Annotated in this window: 21 protein-coding genes and 2 pseudogenes; 3 read left to right on the top strand and 20 right to left on the bottom strand. The window is 41.1% G+C overall.

The window, feature by feature from the left end; translation table 11 throughout:
• Positions 1-70: 70 nt before the first annotated feature.
• The 3 genes and pseudogenes from tet(45) to ACFSCZ_RS13215 all read right to left on the bottom strand — a co-directional run.
• Positions 71-1447: a tetracycline efflux MFS transporter Tet(45) gene (tet(45), locus tag ACFSCZ_RS13225; RefSeq protein WP_063855885.1), complete on the bottom strand. Its 1377-nt coding sequence runs from the start codon at positions 1445-1447 to the stop codon at positions 71-73.
• Between the two features lie 33 nt (positions 1448-1480).
• A complete protein-coding gene (locus ACFSCZ_RS13220; protein WP_380774487.1) occupies positions 1481-1543 on the bottom strand; it encodes a tetracycline resistance efflux system leader peptide in 63 nt (20 codons plus the stop codon).
• 48 nt (positions 1544-1591) lie between these two features.
• Positions 1592-1903, bottom strand: a pseudogene (locus ACFSCZ_RS13215) (ATP-dependent DNA ligase); the annotation flags it as partial.
• 145 nt (positions 1904-2048) lie between these two features.
• Here ACFSCZ_RS13215 and ACFSCZ_RS13210 point away from each other — a divergent pair.
• The 3 genes from ACFSCZ_RS13210 to ACFSCZ_RS13200 are packed head-to-tail and all read left to right on the top strand — an operon-like array spanning position 2049 to position 2901.
• Complete coding sequence (locus ACFSCZ_RS13210) at positions 2049-2399, top strand: DUF7448 domain-containing protein (RefSeq protein ID WP_144462663.1); 351 nt, start codon at positions 2049-2051, stop codon at positions 2397-2399.
• Positions 2400-2457: 58 nt separating this feature from the next.
• On the top strand, positions 2458-2616 hold the full coding sequence (locus tag ACFSCZ_RS13205) for a hypothetical protein (RefSeq protein ID WP_186306544.1): 159 nt from the start codon (positions 2458-2460) through the stop codon (positions 2614-2616).
• Between the two features lie 54 nt (positions 2617-2670).
• Positions 2671-2901 (top strand): hypothetical protein, encoded by a 231-nt coding sequence (locus ACFSCZ_RS13200; RefSeq protein ID WP_144462661.1) that lies wholly within the window; start codon positions 2671-2673, stop codon positions 2899-2901.
• Positions 2902-3017: 116 nt separating this feature from the next.
• Here ACFSCZ_RS13200 and ACFSCZ_RS13195 read toward each other — a convergent pair whose 3' ends face one another.
• From ACFSCZ_RS13195 to recA, 17 genes and pseudogenes are all read right to left on the bottom strand, one after another.
• Complete coding sequence (locus ACFSCZ_RS13195; RefSeq protein WP_144567943.1) at positions 3018-3326, bottom strand: AraC family transcriptional regulator; 309 nt, start codon at positions 3324-3326, stop codon at positions 3018-3020.
• A gap of 86 nt (positions 3327-3412) precedes the next feature.
• A pseudogene (locus ACFSCZ_RS13190) lies at positions 3413-3961 on the bottom strand (AAA family ATPase); the annotation flags it as partial.
• 386 nt (positions 3962-4347) lie between these two features.
• Positions 4348-4578, bottom strand: a complete 231-nt coding sequence (gene hfq / locus ACFSCZ_RS13185; protein WP_380774473.1) for an RNA chaperone Hfq — start codon at positions 4576-4578, stop codon at positions 4348-4350.
• A gap of 29 nt (positions 4579-4607) precedes the next feature.
• Complete coding sequence (gene miaA / locus ACFSCZ_RS13180) at positions 4608-5561, bottom strand: tRNA (adenosine(37)-N6)-dimethylallyltransferase MiaA (RefSeq protein ID WP_380774471.1); 954 nt, start codon at positions 5559-5561, stop codon at positions 4608-4610.
• Positions 5562-5633: 72 nt separating this feature from the next.
• Positions 5634-7271 (bottom strand): glycerol-3-phosphate dehydrogenase/oxidase, encoded by a 1638-nt coding sequence (locus tag ACFSCZ_RS13175; RefSeq protein WP_380774469.1) that lies wholly within the window; start codon positions 7269-7271, stop codon positions 5634-5636.
• Positions 7272-7305: 34 nt separating this feature from the next.
• Positions 7306-8802: a glycerol kinase GlpK gene (gene glpK / locus ACFSCZ_RS13170; protein WP_380774467.1), complete on the bottom strand. Its 1497-nt coding sequence runs from the start codon at positions 8800-8802 to the stop codon at positions 7306-7308.
• Between the two features lie 133 nt (positions 8803-8935).
• Positions 8936-9199: a hypothetical protein gene (locus tag ACFSCZ_RS13165; protein ID WP_380774486.1), complete on the bottom strand. Its 264-nt coding sequence runs from the start codon at positions 9197-9199 to the stop codon at positions 8936-8938.
• Between the two features lie 93 nt (positions 9200-9292).
• The gene (gene mutL / locus ACFSCZ_RS13160; RefSeq protein WP_380774465.1) at positions 9293-11188 is read right to left on the bottom strand and encodes a DNA mismatch repair endonuclease MutL; all 1896 of its coding nucleotides are present in this window, start codon (positions 11186-11188) and stop codon (positions 9293-9295) included.
• 22 nt (positions 11189-11210) lie between these two features.
• Positions 11211-13817, bottom strand: a complete 2607-nt coding sequence (gene mutS, locus ACFSCZ_RS13155) for a DNA mismatch repair protein MutS (RefSeq protein ID WP_380774484.1) — start codon at positions 13815-13817, stop codon at positions 11211-11213.
• Positions 13818-14211: 394 nt separating this feature from the next.
• Positions 14212-14757, bottom strand: coding sequence for an outer spore coat protein CotE (gene cotE, locus ACFSCZ_RS13150; protein ID WP_380774463.1), 546 nt, complete (start codon positions 14755-14757; stop codon positions 14212-14214).
• A gap of 773 nt (positions 14758-15530) precedes the next feature.
• Positions 15531-15959, bottom strand: coding sequence for a YlbF/YmcA family competence regulator (locus ACFSCZ_RS13145; RefSeq protein ID WP_380774461.1), 429 nt, complete (start codon positions 15957-15959; stop codon positions 15531-15533).
• Between the two features lies 1 nt (position 15960).
• Positions 15961-17502, bottom strand: coding sequence for a tRNA (N6-isopentenyl adenosine(37)-C2)-methylthiotransferase MiaB (miaB, locus tag ACFSCZ_RS13140; protein WP_380774459.1), 1542 nt, complete (start codon positions 17500-17502; stop codon positions 15961-15963).
• Between the two features lie 229 nt (positions 17503-17731).
• Positions 17732-17986 carry a hypothetical protein gene (locus ACFSCZ_RS13135; protein ID WP_380774458.1) on the bottom strand — a complete coding sequence of 85 codons (255 nt, stop codon included), beginning with the start codon at positions 17984-17986 and terminating at the stop codon, positions 17732-17734.
• Positions 17987-18166: 180 nt separating this feature from the next.
• Positions 18167-18427, bottom strand: coding sequence for a stage V sporulation protein SpoVS (spoVS, locus tag ACFSCZ_RS13130; protein ID WP_380774456.1), 261 nt, complete (start codon positions 18425-18427; stop codon positions 18167-18169).
• Between the two features lie 136 nt (positions 18428-18563).
• Positions 18564-19361: a TIGR00282 family metallophosphoesterase gene (locus tag ACFSCZ_RS13125; protein ID WP_380774454.1), complete on the bottom strand. Its 798-nt coding sequence runs from the start codon at positions 19359-19361 to the stop codon at positions 18564-18566.
• Between the two features lie 126 nt (positions 19362-19487).
• Positions 19488-21050 (bottom strand): ribonuclease Y, encoded by a 1563-nt coding sequence (rny, locus tag ACFSCZ_RS13120; protein WP_380774452.1) that lies wholly within the window; start codon positions 21048-21050, stop codon positions 19488-19490.
• A gap of 339 nt (positions 21051-21389) precedes the next feature.
• The gene (gene recA, locus ACFSCZ_RS13115; RefSeq protein WP_380774450.1) at positions 21390-22433 is read right to left on the bottom strand and encodes a recombinase RecA; all 1044 of its coding nucleotides are present in this window, start codon (positions 22431-22433) and stop codon (positions 21390-21392) included.
• Between the last annotated feature and the right edge of the window lie 568 nt (positions 22434-23001).

Raw genomic sequence — 23001 nt, 5'->3', positions numbered from 1 at the left:
TGATGCAAGATACTTCACTACGCTAAAAAATATAACAATAAAGTCGTTTTAAAATGAATCTTTAACTCTTTTATATATTTCCTCTTGAGCGTTTATGCATTTTTATAGTAACCAACCAGCTAATAATTGTGATTCCTGCAAAAAGTAATAGCAAATTACTATACAAATGAGTGGATGGCTCAGCATTTATAGGTAGTAATTTTCGATTTAGCAAATGTATCGATAATAATCCACCTACAATTGCAATACCTGTTCCTTCTGATAAAAAGCTTGTGAAATTAAGCAAACTCATTCCAGCACCAGCTTCCTTTTGTTCCAAACTACTTGAAACAATGGTGGATATAACTGTTTTCGTAAAAGAAAGCCCCCCAAAAACAAAAATTAATATAATTGTTATAAGCCAAGGCGTTGTTTCTATAAAAAGGGCAGCTACTAAAAAGCTTATAGAAAGAAATGCAACTCCAGTTGTTAATACAAATAGTGAACCTTTCTTATCAACAAGCAATCCCCCAATATAACCGAAAACAATAACACTCATTGCCCCAGGAAAAATAATCCCACTTCCAATTGCAGCAGTACTTAATTGATAGACATCTTTCATCATATAAGGGACCATAGAAATAAATCCTGCTACGGTTCCAAATATAAGTCCTCCACAAATGATTCCAATCATAAATGAGACATTTTTTCCTAGCGAAGGATTAATAAAAGGATTAGACACTTTCCTAATATTCTTAACAAATATTAAGAAACATATTATGCTAACGACTAGAAAGGAAACTCTATAACATGTCGTAAACATTATAAAAAATACAATGCCTACGGACATAAATATTATTCCTTTAGTATCAAAAGATCCTTTTATTACCTCTTCCTGTTTCAATAATTTTGCAAGGAATGGAACAGTGATAATCGTTACAACAGGCAAAAGCAGTATATAAGACCAATGGGCATATTCGGCAATCACTCCACCAACAGATGGTCCGACACCTTCTCCCATAGTTACAATGGACCCAATAATACCAAATGCTTTACCCCTATTTTCTTTTGGAATATAGCGCGCAATAACCACCATCACAAGTGCTGGAAATGCAGCTGCGCCAACTCCCTGAATAAACCGAGCCAAAATAAGTACGGGAAAGAAAAAATGTCCAACAAACCCGATAACTGATCCGAAGCAATTTACTATAATCCCAAATAGGAGTAGCTTTTTTATTCCTAGCTGGTCCGATAGCTTTCCATATACAGCTGTTCCTATAGAAAAAGTTAATATGAACGATGAGTTTACCCAGTTTATACTTGCTGGTTCCTTATTAAAATCACTAGCAATATCAGGTAATGAAACATTCAAAACCATTTCATTTAAAACGCTGAAAAAAGAAAGAACACAGAGCCATAATAAAATTTGATTATGGCGCAAATTTGAATGTGAATGAGGTGTATTCACATTTTACCCTCCAATAATGAGGGTAGACGCAGTTTATAGGGTCATTGATACGCTTACCCTCTTTAAATGTACCCAGTTATATTTATTGCACTTCATAAAATAACTCCTCCCGAAAATGATTCTTATATTATATCATCTGAACACGAACACGCAAAATGTTATCTTGTGAAGAGATTTCTTGGATTTAAAACGTTCCATGACATATTCAAAGTTTGGTTTGCCATGAGAGTCCGTAACTACTATTTCACCATCTAAGACAGTACCATCGGGTACCGGTAAATCTATTAATTCAGGAAATAATGATGTGATCTCATTGTTATGTCGAGTATAAATTTTGACTTTGCTATTGAACTTAGTCCAAATACATCTAAATCCATCAAGCTTTAATTCTGTTATCCAATTTTCGTCATCAAAAGGCTGATCTATGCTATGCAGCAACATTGGGGATATAAACATATAAACACCTCTAGGTAATTTTAACATGAAGAAATTAGGTGCTATACAGTTTTACCTTTGGTAAGTTATTGAAAAAGATATAGGAGATGTTAGTAGATAAAAGGGCAAGTTGATACAAACAAAGCGACAGAAAGGAAAGGTAAAAATGTATGAAGAGGTTTCTGTCTTGAAAGGGAAAACACTGACAAAAATTGAAACCGATTATGAAGACGAATTAATTTTTTATACTTCTGACGGGGAGATTTACAAAATGTATCATGAACAGCATTCTTATGAATCTGTGTCTATCGAGGACATAAATGGCGATTTGAAAGACTTGATTGGTAATCCTATAACAATGGCAGAAGAAGTTACTCAAGATGACCTTAACGCTCCCGAAAGTGGGACATGGACATTTTATAAATTTGCTACAATTAAAGGATTTGTAACTATTCGTTGGTATGGAGAATCTAACGGTTATTACTCAGAATCAGTAGATTTTATAAGGATTCACTGATGCACATTTCGATTTAAATATACACTAGACAAAAACTGCGAGGAAAGGAAATTACTAAATGAATTATAAAGTAATCAATAAATTAGTGAGGTATGACGGAAAGATATGGATGATTGACGCAATATCGGACAAAGGAATGGCTACTATCTTTAGTAATGGGCAGGTGGCCATAGCACCTGAAAAAGAACTTGAATACTTAAAAGAAATTGATGCATAGTTCAGAGTAATAGCACATAATCAATATACAAACACTATGATTAGGAGGATTTATATGAAGTTACCTAAACATGTCAAAGAAGCATTAGCGAAGTCTGCCGATAATTACCAAGTCGCTAGGAAACAGCAACTAATATTTCAAGAATGGGTAGAAAAGAACTTTGGAGAAGAAGCAATAAATCATGATAATGTAAGAGATGCTATAGTTAATTGGGTAGAGCAGACCAATAATCCTCATATAGCTATTAAGCAGTTGGAGAGTGAACTGGACGATTTTATGAAATAAGATAACTAATAAATTAATGTCGCATTAAAATAAGCCCTTCTTGAATTCAGAGGGGCTGTTTTTATTAATGACTGTTTCACCTTGGTTTTGATCTCATAAAACTTACGTTCCTAAAATTATTTCATTTGGTTAACAAAATTCAAGTGATCTATTCCCCTGTCCTTTAGCACTCTTTTTGAATATAAAGGAGAATATCCGTATTGCCTATAAATTTCATTTAGACTAAGCCTTTTGTTGATATGCAAATGATATATTTTTTCAAAATCTTTACTTCTCTTATTAAATGCAATATCAGGTAGTTTTAAAAGTTTGATATTGTTTTCGTTAAATAAAAGTTCTAAATCTTTTGTAGAAATCCCAATTTCTTTTTGGATTTCAAAAGGCGTTTTTAACATTTGGTGATTCAAATATACTAACTTGTCCAATAAATGTTGATACTTTTTCCATTGATAATCACTATACTCCCGCTTGGGAATATTAACTTTATCATTGGCATAAAAAATGAAACTTTGTTCTTGACAAGTGTATCAATGGCTTCTTTGCCAAAATCTTTTTCTCCGCCGCGTCCAAGAGAATAAGCTTCGTCGATAAATAAAATACCTCCGGTTGCTTTCTTGATGAGATCCCGAGTTTTTTGAGCTGTGTGACCAATATATTCCCCAACAAGATCTGCACGTTCAGCTTCAATCAGGTGCCCTTTTGGCAAGACACCCATTTTTTGAAAAAGCTTTCCGATCAGACGGGCCACGGTTGTTTTGCCCGTACCCGGATTTCCTTTAAACATCATATGCAAAGCCTGTGGGCTCGTCTTCAGTCCGGCAGCCTCACGCTTTTGATTGATATAAATCCACGCATATACCTCTTTCAGCGTCTCCTTTACCTCATGTAAACCGACAAGAGCGCTCATTTCTTCTTCAATTTCCCTTAAAATGGCATGCTGGTTCGACAAGGATTTCGGAGAAGGCACTTTATTAAGCAGTTTTTTAGCGTTTTCGCGCTTCTGCATATTGAGCATAATACTGATCTGGCCATTATTTTTCATCTTGATTGGTTCATCCACAGCTTCTCACCCCTTATTCAGAAACAGTATACGCCCAGATATTTATTTGTGTGCCTCAACCGCCTTAAAATATTATATTAATTTACTTTTTGGGTATGCGCAAAAAGCGGAAGCGCCTCTCTCACCGCGGCCGTTTTTACTGACAGTGTAGTTGGTTCTTTTCAAACCAATGCGCAGCCCCCTGCCAATCATTGGTGGGCAAAGGGAGATTAAAACGCCTGCATCTTTGATGTGATCGGGCAAATGTATACTCTTAGAGTTTTCCTTGGCCATGGAACTTATCCAAGAGTACCAGCTGTCCGACGGGGCCTGACAGAGAAAAGCGTATATTTAATCCATTTTTGATGAAAAATAGCGGCCACTCTGTGTGGACGCTATTTGTTATTTTACTGTTCTTCATATGAGATTTGAATATTTCTTTGCGGAGAAAACGTTGAGATTGCATGTTTGAATACAAGCTGCTGTTTTCCCTCCGTTTCAAATAATACCGTGAAATTGTCGAATCCTTTTACCTGCCCGCGCAGTTGAAATCCGTTCAGGAGGAAAACAGTTACCGGGATCCCCTCTTTACGCAACTGGTTTAAAAATTGATCTTGAATATTGACGGCTTGTTTCAATCTGATGGCCTCCTCTTTTTCTCTATTAGTTATGTATTCGCCTTTATTTGCAGCTTTCCTGCAATAAAATGAATAATTTGTTCAATCTGATTCAAGTGTTCCCCTTCATTTGTCATATCAAACCACTTTACATCCATTTTATTTCGAAACCAGGTAAATTGACGTTTTGCAAATCGCCGTGTGTTTTTTTTCAAAAGCTCCACCGCTTGCTCAAGTGTCAGACTGCCGTCCAGATACAAATATAATTCCTTGTATCCGATTGCCTGGACGGACGGAACATCGCGTATCCCTTGTTCATAAAAATACTTGACTTCCTGCAGCAGACCTTCTTCCATCATCAAATCTACCCGTTTATTGATCCGTTTATACAATTTCTCCCTTTCCATGGTTAAACCGATCACCGCGGCGTCATACAATAGATCATCTTGCTTGGCTGTCGGCCTGTCACTTTTTTTCATTCCTGTCAGATGATGAATCTCCAAAGCCCGGATAACACGTTTAATATTATGGGGGTGAATGCTTTGGGCACTCCGGGGATCAACCGTCTGCAGTTCCTTATATAATTTAGGACCTTCTCCCAAAGCTGCTCTTTCTTCCAATTGCTTTCTGTAGACAGGGTCGTTATCCATTTCTGTAAATTGATAATCATACAGTACCGATTGAACATATAAACCTGTTCCGCCTACAAGCAGCGGTATAGAACCGCGCTCTGTAATCTGATGGATCTTTTTTCTGACAGCTTCCTGAAATTCTGCAACAGAAAAAGATTCCCTCGGATCCCGGATGTCAAGCAAATGATGGGGGATTCCTTCCATTTCATCCGGTCGGATTTTCGCCGTCCCTATGTCCATTCCATTATAGATTTGCATCGAATCCCCACTGATAATCTCGCAATTAAAAGTCTTGGCTATTTTAATGCTTGCCTTTGTTTTTCCAACAGCTGTGGGGCCGACCAAGACAATGAGTTTCTTTTTGTTATTCAACCGTTTCACTGCTTTCTCTACATGCTCTATTAAGTGTAACAAAAGAAGACATCATTTGAAAATGGCTGGCAGTTATGCTTTTCCCGCTGCTTCATTCACATATTTGATTAATTCAGCATCATAGGCACGTTTCTCTTCCTCAGACCAGCCAAGGGCTTGCCCCATCCATTTTATAGCTAAGTCCTTACTCGTATAGACTCTTTGAATATTAAAATAAAGATCCCCCGTCCTCCTGATAAAAAAATCAGAAGGTGATACAGCCATCTCATCATACAATGCGTACATGACTTCTGCATATAAAAGCCGATCTGAAGCAGAGCCTGCTTCTAAAGCCCAATTAAATAAAACCCCGGCATTAGATCCATATTTGGAAGCGATATAACGGCCTTCCTGCTGACTCAAACCAAAAGCGCCGGACTTTTGCTCATAATGAGTGATGAGCTGATCAAGATCATTCATATCACCGCCTGATAAAGTGCAGGTTTTCGTTGAGCCGGGGCCATAAGGTCCATGGCCCAGCGCTTTTAGCCTTTTTACTGCGATGTTAACGGCTCTTTCTGCCATTTTACGATAACCTGTTAGCTTACCCCCGGCAATTGTTATTAACCCGGATGCAGATTCCCAAATTTCATCTTTTCTAGAGATCTCTGAAGCGGATTTGCCTTCTTCAGAAATAAGCGGCCGGACTCCTGCCCAACTGGACTCAATGTCTTCCATTGTCAACTTTATTTCAGGGAAAAAATGACGGATACACGAGAGCAAATACCCCCGGTCTTCTTCTCCTGCTTTTGGAATAGCAGGGTCTCCATTGTAAAATGTATCTGTTGTTCCGACATATGTTTTGTTATCCCTTGGAATAGCAAAAATCAGCCGCCCGTCCGGGGCATCAAAGTAAACGGCATGCCGCAAAGGGAATTTCAGTTGATCAAAAACCAGATGTATTCCCTTTGACAGTTTCAACTGTTTTTTGTTTTGATCTATTGCTCTGTCGATAGAACGCACATCGTCAACCCATGGGCCTGAGGCATTAATCACTGTTTTTGCTTTGATGTCCAAGATACGGTTGTTGAGTTGATCTTTTGCTCGAACTCCAGATATTTTATTCTCATGGTTATAGATGAATGACTCCATTTTCACATAATTGATGACATCCGCACCTTTTTGCGCAGATGTTTTCATCACTTCAATGGTAAGGCGCGCGTCATCTGTCCTGTATTCCACATATTTCCCGGCTCCCAAAAGTCCGTCCTCTTTAAGCAGTGGCTCTTCTGCCAAGGCTTCACGGGCAGTGAGCATTTTTTTCCTTTCTTCTTTCTGTACCCGAGCCAGGATATCGTAGAGCGTTAATCCTGCCTTTGTCGACCATTTACCAAAAGGACCGCCTTTATGGATAGGAAGCAGCATCCAAATTGGTGTTGTCACATGCGGGCCGTTTTGATAAACAATGGCCCGTTCTTTTCCCAGCTCTGCCACTTCTTTTATTTCTCCATTTTGTAAATAGCGAAGGCCGCCATGAACCAGTTTGGTTGATCTGCCGGAAGTGCCCGAAGCAAAGTCATTCATTTCAATTAAGGCTGTTCTGATACCGCGGACTGCTGCATCCAGTGCAATGCCGGCACCGGTAATACCGCCTCCGATAATCAACAGATCATATGTCCGGGAAGCCATTTCTCCCAAAATATGTTCTCTGGATACAGATGAAAATATCATGGTTGTCTTCACCTACTTTTTATAAACAATGCCCTTATGATGGTTTAAAAGCTATGGCAGCCTTTACTGCTGTTTTCCAGCCCTCGTACAATAATATGGATTGCTCCTCGGCCATATTCGGAAGGAATTCCCGGTCCAAAGACCATCTTTGTCCGATTTCATTTTTATCTTTCCAATAACCGACTGCCAGTCCAGCCAGATAGGCTGCACCCAAAGCGGTAGTTTCATTGATTTCGGCACGTTCCACACCAACCCCGAGTAGATCGCTTTGAAATTGCATCAAAAAATTATTTTTGACTGCTCCGCCATCCACTCGGAGTTTTTTTAATGTGATGCCTGAATCAGCTTCCATTGCGGTTAAGACATCTTTTGTCTGGTAGGCTAAAGACTCCAGTGTTGCACGGATAAAATGCTCTTTTGTGGTACCTCTTGTCAAACCAAATACAGCTCCTCTTACTTCACTGTCCCAATAGGGAGTTCCTAATCCGACAAAGGCAGGTACGACATACACGCCATTGGTTGACTCGACTTTTAAAGCGTAATGTTCGCTGGATGGGGAGTCTTCTATCATTTTTAATCCGTCTCTCAGCCATTGAATGGCCGATCCTGCGACGAAAATGCTGCCTTCAAGGGCATATTCCACTTTGCCGTCCATTCCCCATGCAATGGTTGTCAGGAGGCCATTTTCCGATTTAACAGGCTTCTCACCCGTGTTCATCAGCATAAAGCAGCCGGTACCATATGTGTTTTTCGCCATTCCTGTTTCAAAGCATGCCTGCCCGAACAAGGCAGCCTGCTGATCCCCGGCAGCTCCAGCAATCGGTACTTCCTGTTGAAAAAAATGTTGAGGAATGGTTTTGCCGTAAATTTCGGAAGATGGCCGGACCTTCGGCAGCATAGATGGAGGAACATCCAGTATATCCAATAAATCCTCATCCCATTCAAGTGTATGGATATTAAACATCAATGTCCTGGAGGCATTTGTATAATCTGTAACATGTGCCTGTCCACCAGTCAATTTCCAGATAATCCAGGAGTCCATTGTACCAAAAAGGAGCCGGCCGTTCTTCGCCTTCTCCCTTGCACCCTCTATATGGTCAAGGATCCATTTGACTTTTGTCCCGGAAAAGTACGGGTCAATAAGTAAGCCTGTTTTACTTCTGAATGTCCCTTCAAAACCTTGGTCTTTCAATGCCTGGCATATAGACTCAGTTTGTCTGGATTGCCACACGATTGCACGGTAGATGGGCTCGCCCGTTTTTTTATCCCATATAACCGTGGTTTCCCTTTGATTGGCTATCCCTATACCGGCAATCTGAGAAGCCATTACCCTCGCCTCCGTTAAGCAAGTTGCAATCACGGACAAAACAGAACCCCAGATTTCATTGGCATCATGCTCTACCCATCCTGCATGAGGAAAATATTGCGTAAATTCCCTTTGAGATATATTGACCACTTCGCCTAGTTTATTAAAGAGAATCGCTCTCGTGCTCGTTGTTCCGTGATCAATTGCCAATATGTATGTTTCCACCTGCCAGTCCCCTTTCCCTTCGGTTTGTGCCTGCTGCGTTCATTATATGCAGTGAATGTGAGATTAGCTCTGCTAGTCCAAATATTATAGCAGTTACATAAAAAATAAAACAAGCATCCTTATGGACACTTGTTTATTGGTTCACTCCATAATATATAATTCCTACACAAACAATAAAAACTACCAATAGGACCACCGCATAAATCCAAGATAATCTCTTAACATTATATTTCAAAGACGTTTTTTCGTATGCATGAGACCGTGCCAATTCATTTTCTAGCGTATCGCCTTCCTCTTCATATTGTTTCAACTGTCTTGAAACATCTCTTCCGACTAGAATTGTGCCGACAAGTGCGGCAATACACACAATAATCGATACGATAATCATATACATCATCAACGATCAATCACCCCTTGTATACACTAGCTCCATTATACCGTTTTGCCTAAATTTATCACGGATTATGTAATAAGTTTATGACAAATTTGGTTACATGATCCTCTTAAACATCTTTTCAATATCCTGAACAGAAAAATGTACGATCACCGGCCGGCCATGCGGACAGGTAAAAGGATCTTCCGTTTGACGTAATTCATCAAGCAAAGCCTGTATTTCATCGTCACGCAAATAGCGGTTTGCTTTTATGGCTGCTTTGCAGCTCATCATAATCGCAGCCTCTTCTCTCAGTTTCTTCATGTCTATTTTATTCATGGACAGCAATTGTTCAATCATTTCTTCGATCATCTGTTTTTCCTGGTCTTTCGGAAACCAGACAGGATGCATTCTAACTACAAAACTATTCAATCCGAACTCTTCCAGGAACACACCGACAGCCTGCAGTTCTTCCATATATTCTTTAATTTTCATACATTCATCCACTGAATATTCCAGCGTGAACGGAACCAGAAGCGGCTGTAAATCCTGGGAGACCCGGCCCACCTTGTCTCGGAAATATTCATATTTAATCCGTTCCTGAGCGGCATGCTGATCAATCATATAAAGCCCCTGTTCATTTTGTGCAAAAATATAGGTTCCATGCATTTGACCGATGGGGGACAAAGGAGGAAAACGGTCTTCCTGCCCTTTTGTATCATGTCCGGTTGCGGTTTTACCTGCCGGAACAACAGTTTGTGTTTCCGGGACTTCTTTATTCATTTCAATGGCAGGGCCATCCGATTCATAGGTAAAAGACACATGGGAATCCGCCGGTTCATATTCTTCAGGTTCATACAGTTTTTTCATCTCATTGGCCGAGAGTAATGTTTCCTTTTTAAAACCGTGAGTTACAGACGGCTTCCGCTTCGGCTTTTCTTGCCTTTCCGCAGGTTCGAGCCGGAATTCAGGCTGGATGCTTTTTGGATGGAATTGCGGTTTGGGTGCTGATCCTGAAGGAATCAGCTGCTTTGTCTTAAATGCCTGCTTAATTGTATCTGAAACAAATTCTTTAAGTTCCTGTTCTTTACTTAGGCGGACTTCCAGTTTTGCCGGATGGACATTTACATCCACCAGGATTGGGTCCATCTCTACAGTCAGTAACGCAATCGGAAACCTTCCTATGGGCAGCAGTGTATGGTATCCTTCTAAAATTGCTTTGACAAGGGAGTAATTTTTAATAAACCTTCCATTGACCATTGTGGACAAATAACTCCGTGATGCTCTTGTGATTTCCGGCCGGCTGATATAGCCCGATATGGAAAAGTCCAATGATTCTGCTTGAATGCGGATCATATCTCTTGCTGTATTTTTTCCATAAATGGCTGCCAATACTTGGCGAATATCTCCGTTTCCGTTTGTATGGAGCAATACTCGCCCATCGTGGCGCAGCCTTAGAGCTATATCCGGATGAGCAAGCGCCAGGCGATTGACAGTGTCCGTGATATGTCCCATTTCAGTATGAAGCGTTTTGACATACTTCAAGCGGGCTGGTGTATTGTAAAATAAATCTGAAACAGTTATGTCTGTCCCTTTGCGGGAAGGTGCTTTTTCCTGGGAGATCAATTTCCCGCCTTCCAATACGGCCTTTGTTCCGTCTTTTCCTTCTTTTGCCGTAACCATGGTTAATCTTGATACAGAAGCGATACTTGGCAATGCTTCCCCACGGAAACCAAGCGTACGGATTCTGAATAGATCATGTTCATCCTTGATTTTACTGGTTGCATGTCTTTGAAAGGCAGCCTTTACATCTTCTTCACTGATCCCTGCTCCGTTATCAATGACACGGATCTCTTCAAGACCCGCTTCTTTTATATGGATTTCAATTATCGTGCTGCCGGCATCTATTGCGTTTTCTACCAATTCTTTTACAACGGAGGCAGGGCGTTCTACAACTTCACCTGCAGCTATTTTATTGGACAGAACGTCGTCCAGCTCTATAATTTCACGCATTTTTCCTGTTCCTCCTCCGTCTTTATTTTTTAACCTTTTTTTGAAGGGAGAATAATACATTCATAGCCTCTAAAGGAGTCATCTCCAATAGATTTAAGTTTTCTATCTCTTTTAGAACTTTCTTCCCCTGCTTGTCCATTGCCGATTCCTTCGGAGCCGGAAAAAAGGTCAGCTGCTCCTGCACTTCATTAGATGGAGACTCCCCTGCTTCCAATGCTTTTTCTGGTGTGGCACTTGGCTGATAGGCCCTTTCATTTTTTTCCAGTTCAGTTAATATTTCCTCAGCTCTCCGAATCAGTTTGTGCGGCAGTTCTGCCAGTTCTGCTACATGAATTCCGTAGCTTTTATCGGCGGGACCCTTTTTTACTTTATGCAAAAAAACCAGCTTGCCTTGCTGTTCAACCGCGCTGACATGGACATTGCTTACATGTGCCAGCTTTTGTTCCAATTCTGTCAGTTCATGATAATGTGTCGAAAATAAAGTTTTGGCACCTATTTCATCATGAATATATTCAATGATGGCTTGTGCCAGAGCCATGCCGTCATAGGTTGAAGTCCCGCGGCCAATTTCATCAAACAGGATTAAACTGTTTTCAGTAGCATTCGTAATGGCATTTTTAGCCTCAAGCATTTCAACCATAAATGTACTTTGCCCGGAAATTAAATCATCTGCTGCTCCAATTCTCGTAAAAATTTGATCAAAAATAGGGAGTTTGGCTTGTGATGCCGGTACAAAGCAACCGATTTGAGCCATAATCGCCGTCAGTGCTACCTGTCTCATATAAGTACTTTTTCCTGACATGTTTGGACCGGTAATTAGCAGTATTTCTTTATCCTCATCCATTCTGCAATCATTTGGAACATATTCTTGGGAACCCATCACTTTTTCTACAACAGGATGTCTGCCATTTTCTACAACCAATTCACGGGTGAAATGAAGATGCGGTTTCACATAATGTCTTTCCTCACTGACCGTTGCAAAGCTTTGATATATGTCAATCTCACTGATGATTTTCGCGGTTTGCTGCAGTCTGGGAATGAAAGCTTTCACCCGATCCCGCAAATCAAGGAAGAGTTCATACTCTAATTCTATGGATCTTTCATCCGCCTGCAATATCAAGGCTTCTTTCTCTTTTAATTCAGGAGTAATAAAACGTTCGGCATTGGCCAATGTCTGCTTTCTTTCATACCGGCCTTCTTCCAAGTTTTTAACATTCGCCCTGGTAACTTCAATATAATAGCCAAACACACGGTTATATCCGACTTTCAGCGATTTAATTCCAGTTTTTTCACGTTCTTCCTTTTCAAGCGCTGCAATCCAGCTTTTCCCGTTTCTGCTAGCATCCCGAAGTTCATCCAACTCCACATGATAACCGTCTTTAATAATGCCTCCTTCTTTCACAGAAATCGGAGGGTGCTCGGCAACGGCACGTTCCAGCAATTCTGCCAGGTCCTCACAAGGATCCAGTTTTTTTGCCAGCCTGTCAGTTTCGTCATGTTCCATTCCTTTTATTAAGCTTCGAATGGAAGGAATTTGTAATAACGATTTTTTTAATTGAATCAAGTCTCGCGCATTGGCATTCCCAAATGCCACCCTTCCGGCCAACCGTTCTAAATCATATACACTTTTCAATAGTTCCTGCAGGTCAAGACGTTCAAAATAGTGTTCAATGAATAATTCTACTAACAAATAACGTTTTTCAATCTCTGTTTTGCTGACAAGGGGCTTGTCAATCCATTGCCTCAGAAGACGTCCTCCCATCGCTGTAGCTGTTTCATCCAAAAGCCAAACGAGTGTACCTTTTTTATCTGTACCACGGATGGGCTCTGTGATTTCTAAATTTCTTTTGGAATAAAAATCTATTTTCATATGCTGATGAGTTTCGTAGATAACAAATGGCTGCAAATGATCCAGACTGCGTTTTTGCGTCTTTTTTAAATAATGAAGCAGTCTTTGGGCCGAATCTTGATGCTCTTTTATATGTAAATCCTGAATGACCGGGAGAAATTCTTCTTTGGTATGAAATTCTTCTTCAAAGGAAATCACTGCTTGGCATCTGTTTTGAATTTGCCTGATCAGTTCCTTATCTTCGTCCGGATCGGCGATGACTTCTTTGGCTCCAATGGAAGCCAATTCATCCAACAACAGGTCAGATGAGCCTTTGATGTTCGTCACCCGGTTCTCGCCTGTGGATAGATCCGTATAGGCTAAACCGAAAGATTGCCCCTCGGCATTGGAGACAGCCGCAATATAATTATTTTCCTTTGAAGAAATTCCTTTTCCTTCCATGACCGTTCCAGGCGTAATCAGCTGGACCACTTCACGCCTGACAACACCTTTTGCCTGTTTTGGATCTTCCGTTTGTTCGCAAATAGCCACTTTATACCCTTTTTGAATCAGGGTCTCTATATACCCCGAAGCGGAGTGATAAGGAACACCGCACATCGGGATTCTCTCTTCGGTACCGCCGTCTCTGCTTGTCAGCGTAATTTCGAGCTCCTGTGAAGCTTGGATCGCATCCTCAAAAAACATCTCATAAAAATCTCCGAGACGAAAAAATAAAAAGGCATCCTGATACTCTGCCTTGATCTTTAAATATTGTTGAATCATAGGTGTATACTGCCCCATATGTACCGTTTCCTTTCCATTCATACGCTTAGCCTGATTATATCATACCATTCAAAACGCCTGCTTTTCTATATCCGAATGAAACAAAACTGCAAAGGCCTTGTGCAGCGCCGGGAAAAATGAGAAATATCGGGGAGGCCGTTCACTGGCGGACAGGGAAGCAAATGATACCGGGTCCATCATGTAAAGCTTCCGCGAACGGACTTATGCAGCGATAAGCTGCCGGGACCCAGTCAAGTAGACCGTTCGCCGGAACACCATAATTATTGATGCTCTCCCCAATCGGCTTAATGATTACAGGCCAGGCGCGAGACTGGTTAAGCAGAGCGTATAAAGAACATCGTACATTTATTTGACTTAAAATAAAAAACCGGGAACATTCCCGGTCAGCCATTTATTCCTCTTCAAGGGCCATAAGAAAATCGGGATCAATTTCCTCAAATTCCTTGTCATCCAATTCATCTTCCCACTCGTCATCATCGCACGAACATTTATCATGATAAATGGCAACACATACTTTTGTTTCACCGATGACTTCCACGAGGAATTCCCTTTCCACTTTCACAACAATTTTATTGCCTTTCTTTGAAACCTCTGCTTCGACACAATTTGGCTGTTGGAGAGCTCTAGCAGTCACCATTTTATCATCCAGACAATTGGGATCACGGTATTTCAATTTGACTATATCTTTATAATCCACTTTCTCTGTAACCACCGATGTCTTCGTATTATCATGATGGGAATACCAAACATTAATATCAAAAGAGCCGCAGACTTCGACGTTATTGTCTACTTTCCGCGCTTCGTATTTATGGTTGATAATCCAACAGCCCAGTATGCTCGAAGGATAATGTGGCGGGTTGATCGTATGATTGGACAGTGTCATTTTGCGTCCTTTCGCAACGACCGCTTTTGTTATAATTTCTTTATATTCTGCCATTCGAGCGAAACCTCCTCATTCATTTTCACTTCATCGTATGCATTGGCCTGGACTCCTGTGCTTAATTTATCAGCCCACCCCCGCCTATATTTAGGCAGTTAACCAGACATGCTCAAGCAGGAAATAGAGATATTTCCTAGCTTTGTATAAAATATGGGTGCATTTAAGATTGGTGTTTGTCTTATTTCAGCTATAAGAATAAAGCCATCCTCCCGACAATAAAAAACCTCCGCCCAAACGGACAGAGGAATGTTTCCCATAGACCAGTCAGTAAACTTAATTATCTTACCGACCCCCAAGCTGCTACACCGTACAAAATAGCACGACTGCAGGAAAAGCTGCAGGTCAAAGAAACCTAAAAGCGGTATATCCGACGAAGAACAAGGGGAACTAAGGGCATGCCGAAGCCATAGGATGGTGCTGTTCTGAGACGCTTTGCGTCCTCCCATGTAGAATAAAAGTTCCATCGGTGCTGGCAATAAGTTCTCTTTTGAGGGCGTTTTTACGCCTGACCCGGCACATGTCCAGCTTAATGCCGATAAGCATCATTTTTCGTACCTTCCTTTATCTGTGATAAAAAGTGAAGGGATTAACATCCACACAAACAAAAAACACTATCCACACATCGATTTCAAGGTAAAGCGCGCTTAACGCGGATAATAATGAAGCCAATTCCCTGCAGACAAAAAAACTGTCTCCTCGGGAATTGGCTTTGTTTCAAGTATTGGGGCAATACTATTTAATCTTCATTAGACTGGCGATTGTACTTTATCCTATGAACAGCCGGAAGTGCTATTTTTCAATTTGGCTCCTGTTTCCCCGGTTAACAAATCTCCTCCAGTGGAGGTGATAATTTCATCAGTAACCTTGTTGGAAATAGCAGTTGCCACCATCTGGAGTAAGTCGTTGACATCCGTTTGGGACTGCTTAAATTCTTGAACAATTGGAATTTCATCCAGTTCCTGCTCAAGCTTTTCCAGTTTTTCTTCCACCAGCTTCAGTGCCCGATCTTTTCCGTAATGCTGGAAGTTCACCGCTTGTTTTTGAAGACTTTTGATGCTTGCAATCATTTCTCTAACTTTCTGATTTTCGTTAATTTGTGCTTCAGCACGTTTGAAAAAGTCCACTTCTTCAGTTTCGGCAATCATTTTTGCCAATTCGTGGGCACGTTTTACAATATCATCTTTTGTGTACTTTGCCATCTTAGTTCACCTCAGCTGCTTCCCGCTCTTCAACCATAACTCCGTCGAGCGTCCATGTTTTTGCTTCTGTAATTTTAACATTCACCAGTTTTCCAATGGCCGATTTCGGTCCTTTGAAGTTAACCAATTTGTTTTTACGTGTATAACCTGCAAGCACATCTGGATTTGTCTTGCTTTCGCCTTCGACAAGCACCTCAACAATTTGGCCTTCATATTTTTTCATTGCTTCGGCAGAAAGCTCATTCACAAGCTTATTGAGACGCTGCAGCCTTTCTTTTTTCACTTCCATTGATACATTATCCTTCATTTTCGCGGCAGGTGTCCCTTCGCGCGGCGAATAAATGAATGTATAGGCTGTTTCAAATCCCACTTCTTTGTACAAACTTAAGGTCTCTTCAAATTGCTCATCCGTTTCGTTGGGGAATCCAACAATAATATCTGTTGACAAGGAAACATCCGGGATGGCCGCCTTAATTTTTCTGACAAGCTCCAAATACTGCTCACGATTATAGACGCGCCCCATAATTTTTAATATATCACTGGAACCGGATTGGACCGGTAAATGAATATGTTCCATCATATTGCCTTTTTTCGCCAACACTTCAATGAGCCTGTCATCAAAATCCCGCGGATGGCTCGTTGTAAACCGGATTCTCGGAATATCAATCTTTCTTAACTCGTCCATTAAATCGCCGAGCCCATATTCGATATCGTCAAAATCCTTTCCGTATGCATTGACGTTCTGGCCGAGGAGAGTAATCTCTTTATAGCCTTGGGCAGCCAAGTGACGGACTTCCTGAATAATGTCTTCGGGACGTCTGCTTCTTTCTTTTCCGCGGGTATAAGGAACGATACAGTACGTACAGAACTTGTCACAGCCGTACATAATATTGACCCAAGCTTTGATCTTACCCATACGGACCTTCGGAAGGTTCTCAATGATGTCCCCTTCTTTTGACCATACTTCAACCACCATTTCTTTGGACAGATAGGCTTCATTTAGAATGTTTGGAAGACGGTGGATGTTGTGTGTGCCAAATATCATGTCTACAAATTGATGCTTTTCCAATATCCGATTGACGACCGACTCCTCTTGGGACATACAGCCGCACACTCCGATTAACAGGTCAGGCTTTTCCAATTTGAGGGGCTTTAAATGACCGAGTTCTCCGAAGACCTTATTTTCCGCGTTTTCACGGATCGCACAGGTGTTTAACAGGATGACATCCGCATCCTCAACCGAATCTGTATGTTCGTAGCCAAGCTCCATGAAAATTCCGGCCATGACTTCCGTATCGTGTTCGTTCATTTGGCAACCATACGTACGGATATAAAACTTTCTTCCTTGACCCATTCCCAAAAACTCATCGGGAATCTCAAAATCTTTATGGTATTTGACTTCTTCCCGGCCTCTTCTTCTTGCGTCTTTCAAGGAAGGCGGCATATAGACAGTTTGGAAATATTGGCTGTAGTCCTTCTCTTGTTTTGCGGAGGAGGTACTTTGTTGGACTTGCTTACTTTCCAAACGCTGTTTCTCGTTCATAAAAATCCCCTTTCTATATATAACAAATCAAATAACGATGGTTATATAGTGTTCAAACATTCATGTTTTGTTTCCATACATTCTACTAGTATAATCCCTTTTTTTTTTGAATACAACAGGCGTACAGATTTGTTGATAAATGTTCGATTAGACCGGGTGACCAAGGTTCATTTTCAATAAAAGGAAATAGAGAAAAAGAACAAAAAAATAATAGAGCGATTGATCAGCTCTATTTTGGTTCATTTTTACGATGATTGGTCATTATATTTTTTCCTCCGCTATATAGTCCGGAAGCAGACAAGCCAAACATCAGCCCGATAATAATGCCTTCTTTCAGATTGACAGGAATAAAATAGATACTGAAAATAAGACCCAGGGCTACGGACATCAGCGGTGAATATTTCACAGGCAGACCATATCTTTTCATCAATTCGACGACTCCAATGATCAAAGGAACGATTGCAACATTATATAATTCAAACATTGGCACACCCTTTCATCATTTTTTCTTTGTTATATGTATATGCTTCCGGGACAGCCCCCGTACTAAGTAATCGGACTGTTTTTAGCCTGACAAAGTAAAAAGCCGGTTCCACGATGGAATCCAGCTTTATAAAGGCTCACCTCTATAAAAATGTATGGTGAAACAGGGTATAAAATTTTTCTACCTTGGTTCAACAATCAGCTTGATTGCCGTTCTTTCTTCCCCATCAATCTGAATGTCTGTAAAAGCAGGAATACATATCAAATCTACTCCTCCGGGGGCGACAAAACCTCTTGCAATAGCGACAGCCTTTACTGCCTGATTCAGTGCCCCAGCCCCTATAGCTTGGATTTCGGCTCCTCCCCTTTCACGAAGAACCCCTGCCAACGCGCCCGCTACAGAATTTGGATTGGATTTTGCTGAAACTTTTAATATCTCCATTTCCTGTTCCTCCTTGTCATTTCCCCATATCAATGGCATCTAAGCCGCGCCAACCGCGGTAGACCTTTCCACTTCTACTATATTCGGGAAGGGGAGGAACTATTCCGGTTTGTCCTTATCTCGTCGGAAATCAATATTAATCTCTAAAGAATGGGCGATCGTCGTTAATCATAATCCGTTCTATAGATTTGGCCTTGCCCGTTTCTCTGCTTACTTGCATATAGCAGGCACTCAATTGCTTTCTTCCCGTTTTAGGTACTTCAAAACGTGAGGGCATCGAAGTTCGAAAACGGTATAATACCGGATCTTTCTCCATTCCCAAAATTCCATCATATGGACCTGTCATGCCGACATCTGTCAGATAGGCTGTACCTCCGGGTAGAATTCTTTCATCAGCGGTTTGTACATGGGTATGTGTACCCACAACAGCTGTCACTTGGCCATCAAGAAACCATCCCATGGCCTGCTTTTCACTGGTAGCCTCTGCGTGAAAATCCACAAAAATAATATTGGTTCTTGCTTTTGCCAGTTTAATCAGTTCTTCAGCTTTCTTGAATGGACAATCCAGCGGCGGCATAAAAGTCCGTCCCTGTAAATTGATGACTGCCGCTTCCAAGTCATTTATTTTTAGAAAGACCATTCCTGTACCGGGAGCGTCAGGAAAATTGGCCGGCCTAGTTAAATATTTAGCCTGGTCAATAAAATCAAAAATTCCTTTATTATCCCATGAATGATTTCCAAGGGTGACCGCATTGGCCCCAGCTTCAAGAAGCTGTTTATAAATGGATTCAGTGATCCCTCTTCCACCGGCGCTATTTTCACCGTTAACAATGGTAATATGTGGTTTATAAAAGGCTTTTAGCTTCGGTAAATATTCTTTTATCATTTCTCTGCCCATAGAGCCGACTACATCGCCGACAAATAAAATATCCATGCATGCCCCTTCTTTACATTATACTTATCCTTGTATGATTGTATCATATTCATTGACATCAATTGTATACTCCATATTTATCATTCTCAAAAAACAGGAAAAGCGATGTGAATCAATCACACCGCTTTATTTTGCGTATTCTACAGCTCTTGTTTCCCGAATTACAGTCACCTTGATGTGTCCGGGATATTCAAGATCATCTTCTATTTGTTTTCGTATATCACGGGCTAACCGATGTGCCTCCAAATCATTGATCTGCTCCGGCTTCACAATGATTCGAACTTCTCTACCCGCCTGAATGGCAAATGATTTTTCGACTCCATCATAGGATTCTGAAATCTCTTCCAGCTTTTCCAACCGTTTAATGTAACTTTCAAGTGTCTCACTTCTAGCTCCCGGTCTAGCTGCTGACAAGGCATCCGCTGCTGCAACAAGTACGGAGATGATAGAAGTAGGTTCCGTATCGCCATGGTGAGAGGCAATACTGTTAATGACGACTGGATGTTCTTTATACTTCGTAGCCAGCTCGATTCCAATTTCGACATGGCTGCCTTCAACCTCATGGTCGATCGCTTTCCCAATATCATGCAGGAGTCCTGCACGGCGTGCCAGAGCTTCATCTTCACCCAATTCAGCTGCCAGCAATCCGGATAGATGAGCTACCTCTATAGAGTGTTTAAGAACATTTTGTCCGTAGCTTGTCCGGTATTTCAAGCGGCCGAGTATTTTTATTAAATCTGGGTGGAGTCCGTGAACTCCAACTTCAAAGGTGGTCTGCTCACCGACTTCTCGAATATGCTCGTCAACTTCCCGCCTTGCTTTCTCTACCATTTCTTCAATTCTGGCTGGGTGGATGCGTCCGTCTTGTACTAGCTTTTCCAGTGCAATTCGGGCGGTTTCCCGTCTGATTGGATCAAAGCCTGACAAAATTACAGCCTCTGGTGTGTCGTCAATGATGAGATCAATGCCTGTCAATGTTTCAAGGGTCCGGATGTTTCTTCCTTCACGACCGATAATCCGTCCTTTCATTTCATCGTTAGGCAGGTTAACAACCGAAACGGTTGTTTCGGCAACATGCTCGGCAGCACAGCGTTGGATTGCGAGAGAAAGGATATTTTTTGCTCTCTTGTCCGCTTCTTCCTTCGCTCGTATCTCACTTTCCTTTATCATTAACGCGGTATCATGCGCCAATTCTTTCTCAACACTGGATAAGAGAAGTGATTTTGCTTCCTCGCGTGTCAACCCGGAAATACGTTCCAGTTCTGCTTTTTGTTGGCGGATCATTTCATCCACTTTGCTTTCCATCTCTTCAATATGTTGTTGTCTTCCATTCAAAGATTCCTCTTTCCGTTCAAGCTGATCTTCACGCTTGGACAGAGTATCATCTTTTCTGTCGAGGTTTTCCTCCTTTTGCATTAAGCGGTTTTCCTGTTTTTGCAATTCAGTTCTTCTTTCACGAAGTTCACGTTCAGTTTCAATTCGGAGTTTATGGTTTTCATCCTTGGCTTCCAACAAGGCCTCTTTTTTCAATGATTCTGCTTCTCTTTTGGCATCTTCCAAAATTTTTTCAGCTGAACCTTGAGCACCTGTTAGTTTAGCCTGAGCAACTGACTTAAAGATGAAATAGGCAACAACTACACCGACGATAAGGGCAAGCAAAATGGAGATGATGAATATGGTCAGATCCATGTTTTCACCCCCTCTTGCTATAAACTTGTATCAATTCTGACTGTCGGTTGGTACATGTTACAATATGCAGAGCAACGCTCTAATTTTACGAGAAAAAATTGTAAAATATACAGTTTAATTTTATAGCTGCAGGGCTTGAATGTCAAGCTCTGACCCTTTATTCGCAACAAAAGAGCAAACGCCTGTTCATCGATGAGTTTGGGAGTCTGCAGCATAGGGACAACAAATCACCTGCCGTCTGCTCAGGCGTTATTAAAATGCCCCTTACTTGGTGCATGCGGGTGATAAGTATACTGAAAAAAAACAGCAAAGCCGAAGCTTTGCTGTCTGCCACTTTCCTTATTGATCAAGAAGCGTAAATTCTTCCTGCTCGCCTTCGCCTTGTTCAGGCTTCGCATCGTCCAATCCATAATAATCCCGGATTTTGTGCATAATTTCATCGCGAATATCTTCATTTTCTTTCAAAAAGAGCTTGGCATTTTCACGGCCTTGACCTACTCTTTCATCATTATATGAATACCAGGATCCGCTTTTTTGAACAATGTCCAGCTCTGAAGCCATGTCAATAATCTCACCTTCACGTGAAATTCCTTCTCCGTACATGATATCTACTTCTGCTGTTCTAAATGGAGGGGCTACTTTGTTCTTGACAATTTTGATTCTTGTTTTGCTGCCGACAACTTCCTGCCCTTGTTTTAATTGCTCGGCCCGGCGGACTTCCAATCTGACAGATGAATAGAATTTCAACGCACGGCCACCGGGAGTTGTTTCAGGGTTACCGAACATGACGCCGACTTTTTCCCTGATCTGGTTGATAAAGATAGCAATCGTTTTGGACTTATTAATCGCACCAGAAAGCTTTCTTAACGCCTGTGACATGAGGCGGGCCTGTAAACCAACGTGGGAATCTCCCATTTCTCCTTCAATTTCCGCTTTTGGTACAAGAGCCGCCACAGAGTCAATCACAAGAATTTCAATAGCACCGCTTCGAACAAGTGCTTCCGCAATTTCTAAAGCCTGTTCCCCTGTATCAGGCTGGGAAAGAAGCAATTCATCAATATTCACTCCAAGTTTTTGGGCATACACCGGATCCAGTGCGTGTTCTGCATCGATGAAGGCTGCTGTACCGCCCCGGGCTTGGGCTTCTGCAATGGCATGCAAGGCAACCGTCGTCTTACCTGAACTTTCCGGACCATAGATTTCAATCACTCGTCCTCGTGGATAACCGCCGACACCCAGTGCTATATCCAGCGCCAGGGATCCGCTTGGGATCGTTGAAATTTTCCGGTCTGTCTGTTCACCCAATTTCATAATGGAGCCTTTTCCAAATTGCTTTTCTATTTGTTTTAAAGCCATATCTAATGCCGCTTGACGATCACTCACAGATTTTCCTCCTCAAATATATTCAATTCACAGTTTCAAACTATGGATCATTCATAGCAAAATCTATTTTTATTATACCTTTTTTAAACATGCATGCCAAGTAAAAAGCGAACATTTATTCTGTGTTTTGAATGTGTCGTTTACAGCCATCCTTTAATTTTTTTCAAGAAAAAATTCAGGTTTCTCCGCTCTCTCCTTGGATGAAAATAAAAAATCATCATTAGAGGATTTTTGTTAAATTCATTTTTTGAGCTTCAATTTTCAAAGCAGCAAACTATTCTTTAAAGGCAGCAAAAGCGGGCAAGAATCCCCCTTGGCCAGCGATACCATCGTTCCTTCAGGCTGGAGGCTATCCATTTTATCAATATTTAATATAAGAGGACATAGCGGAGACTCCCATAAGAGCCGGCTCTCCAATAAAAAAAATAGAGCCGGAGCTCTATTCAGCTTGTAGAGAAAGTATATGTTTTTTTCTCTACAGGCTGTTTTTTTCTCTACAGGCTTTTTTATTTTACATTTAGACGACTTGTATCTAGATTTTTGTGTTTTTATTTTTAAGAAAAAGATT

It is taken from the genome of Siminovitchia sediminis (assembly GCF_042680885.1).
GTDB lineage: Bacteria > Bacillota > Bacilli > Bacillales > Bacillaceae_C > Siminovitchia > Siminovitchia sediminis.
Note: the sequence above shows the minus strand (reverse complement) of the source record. Positions and strands in the feature narration are given on the sequence as shown.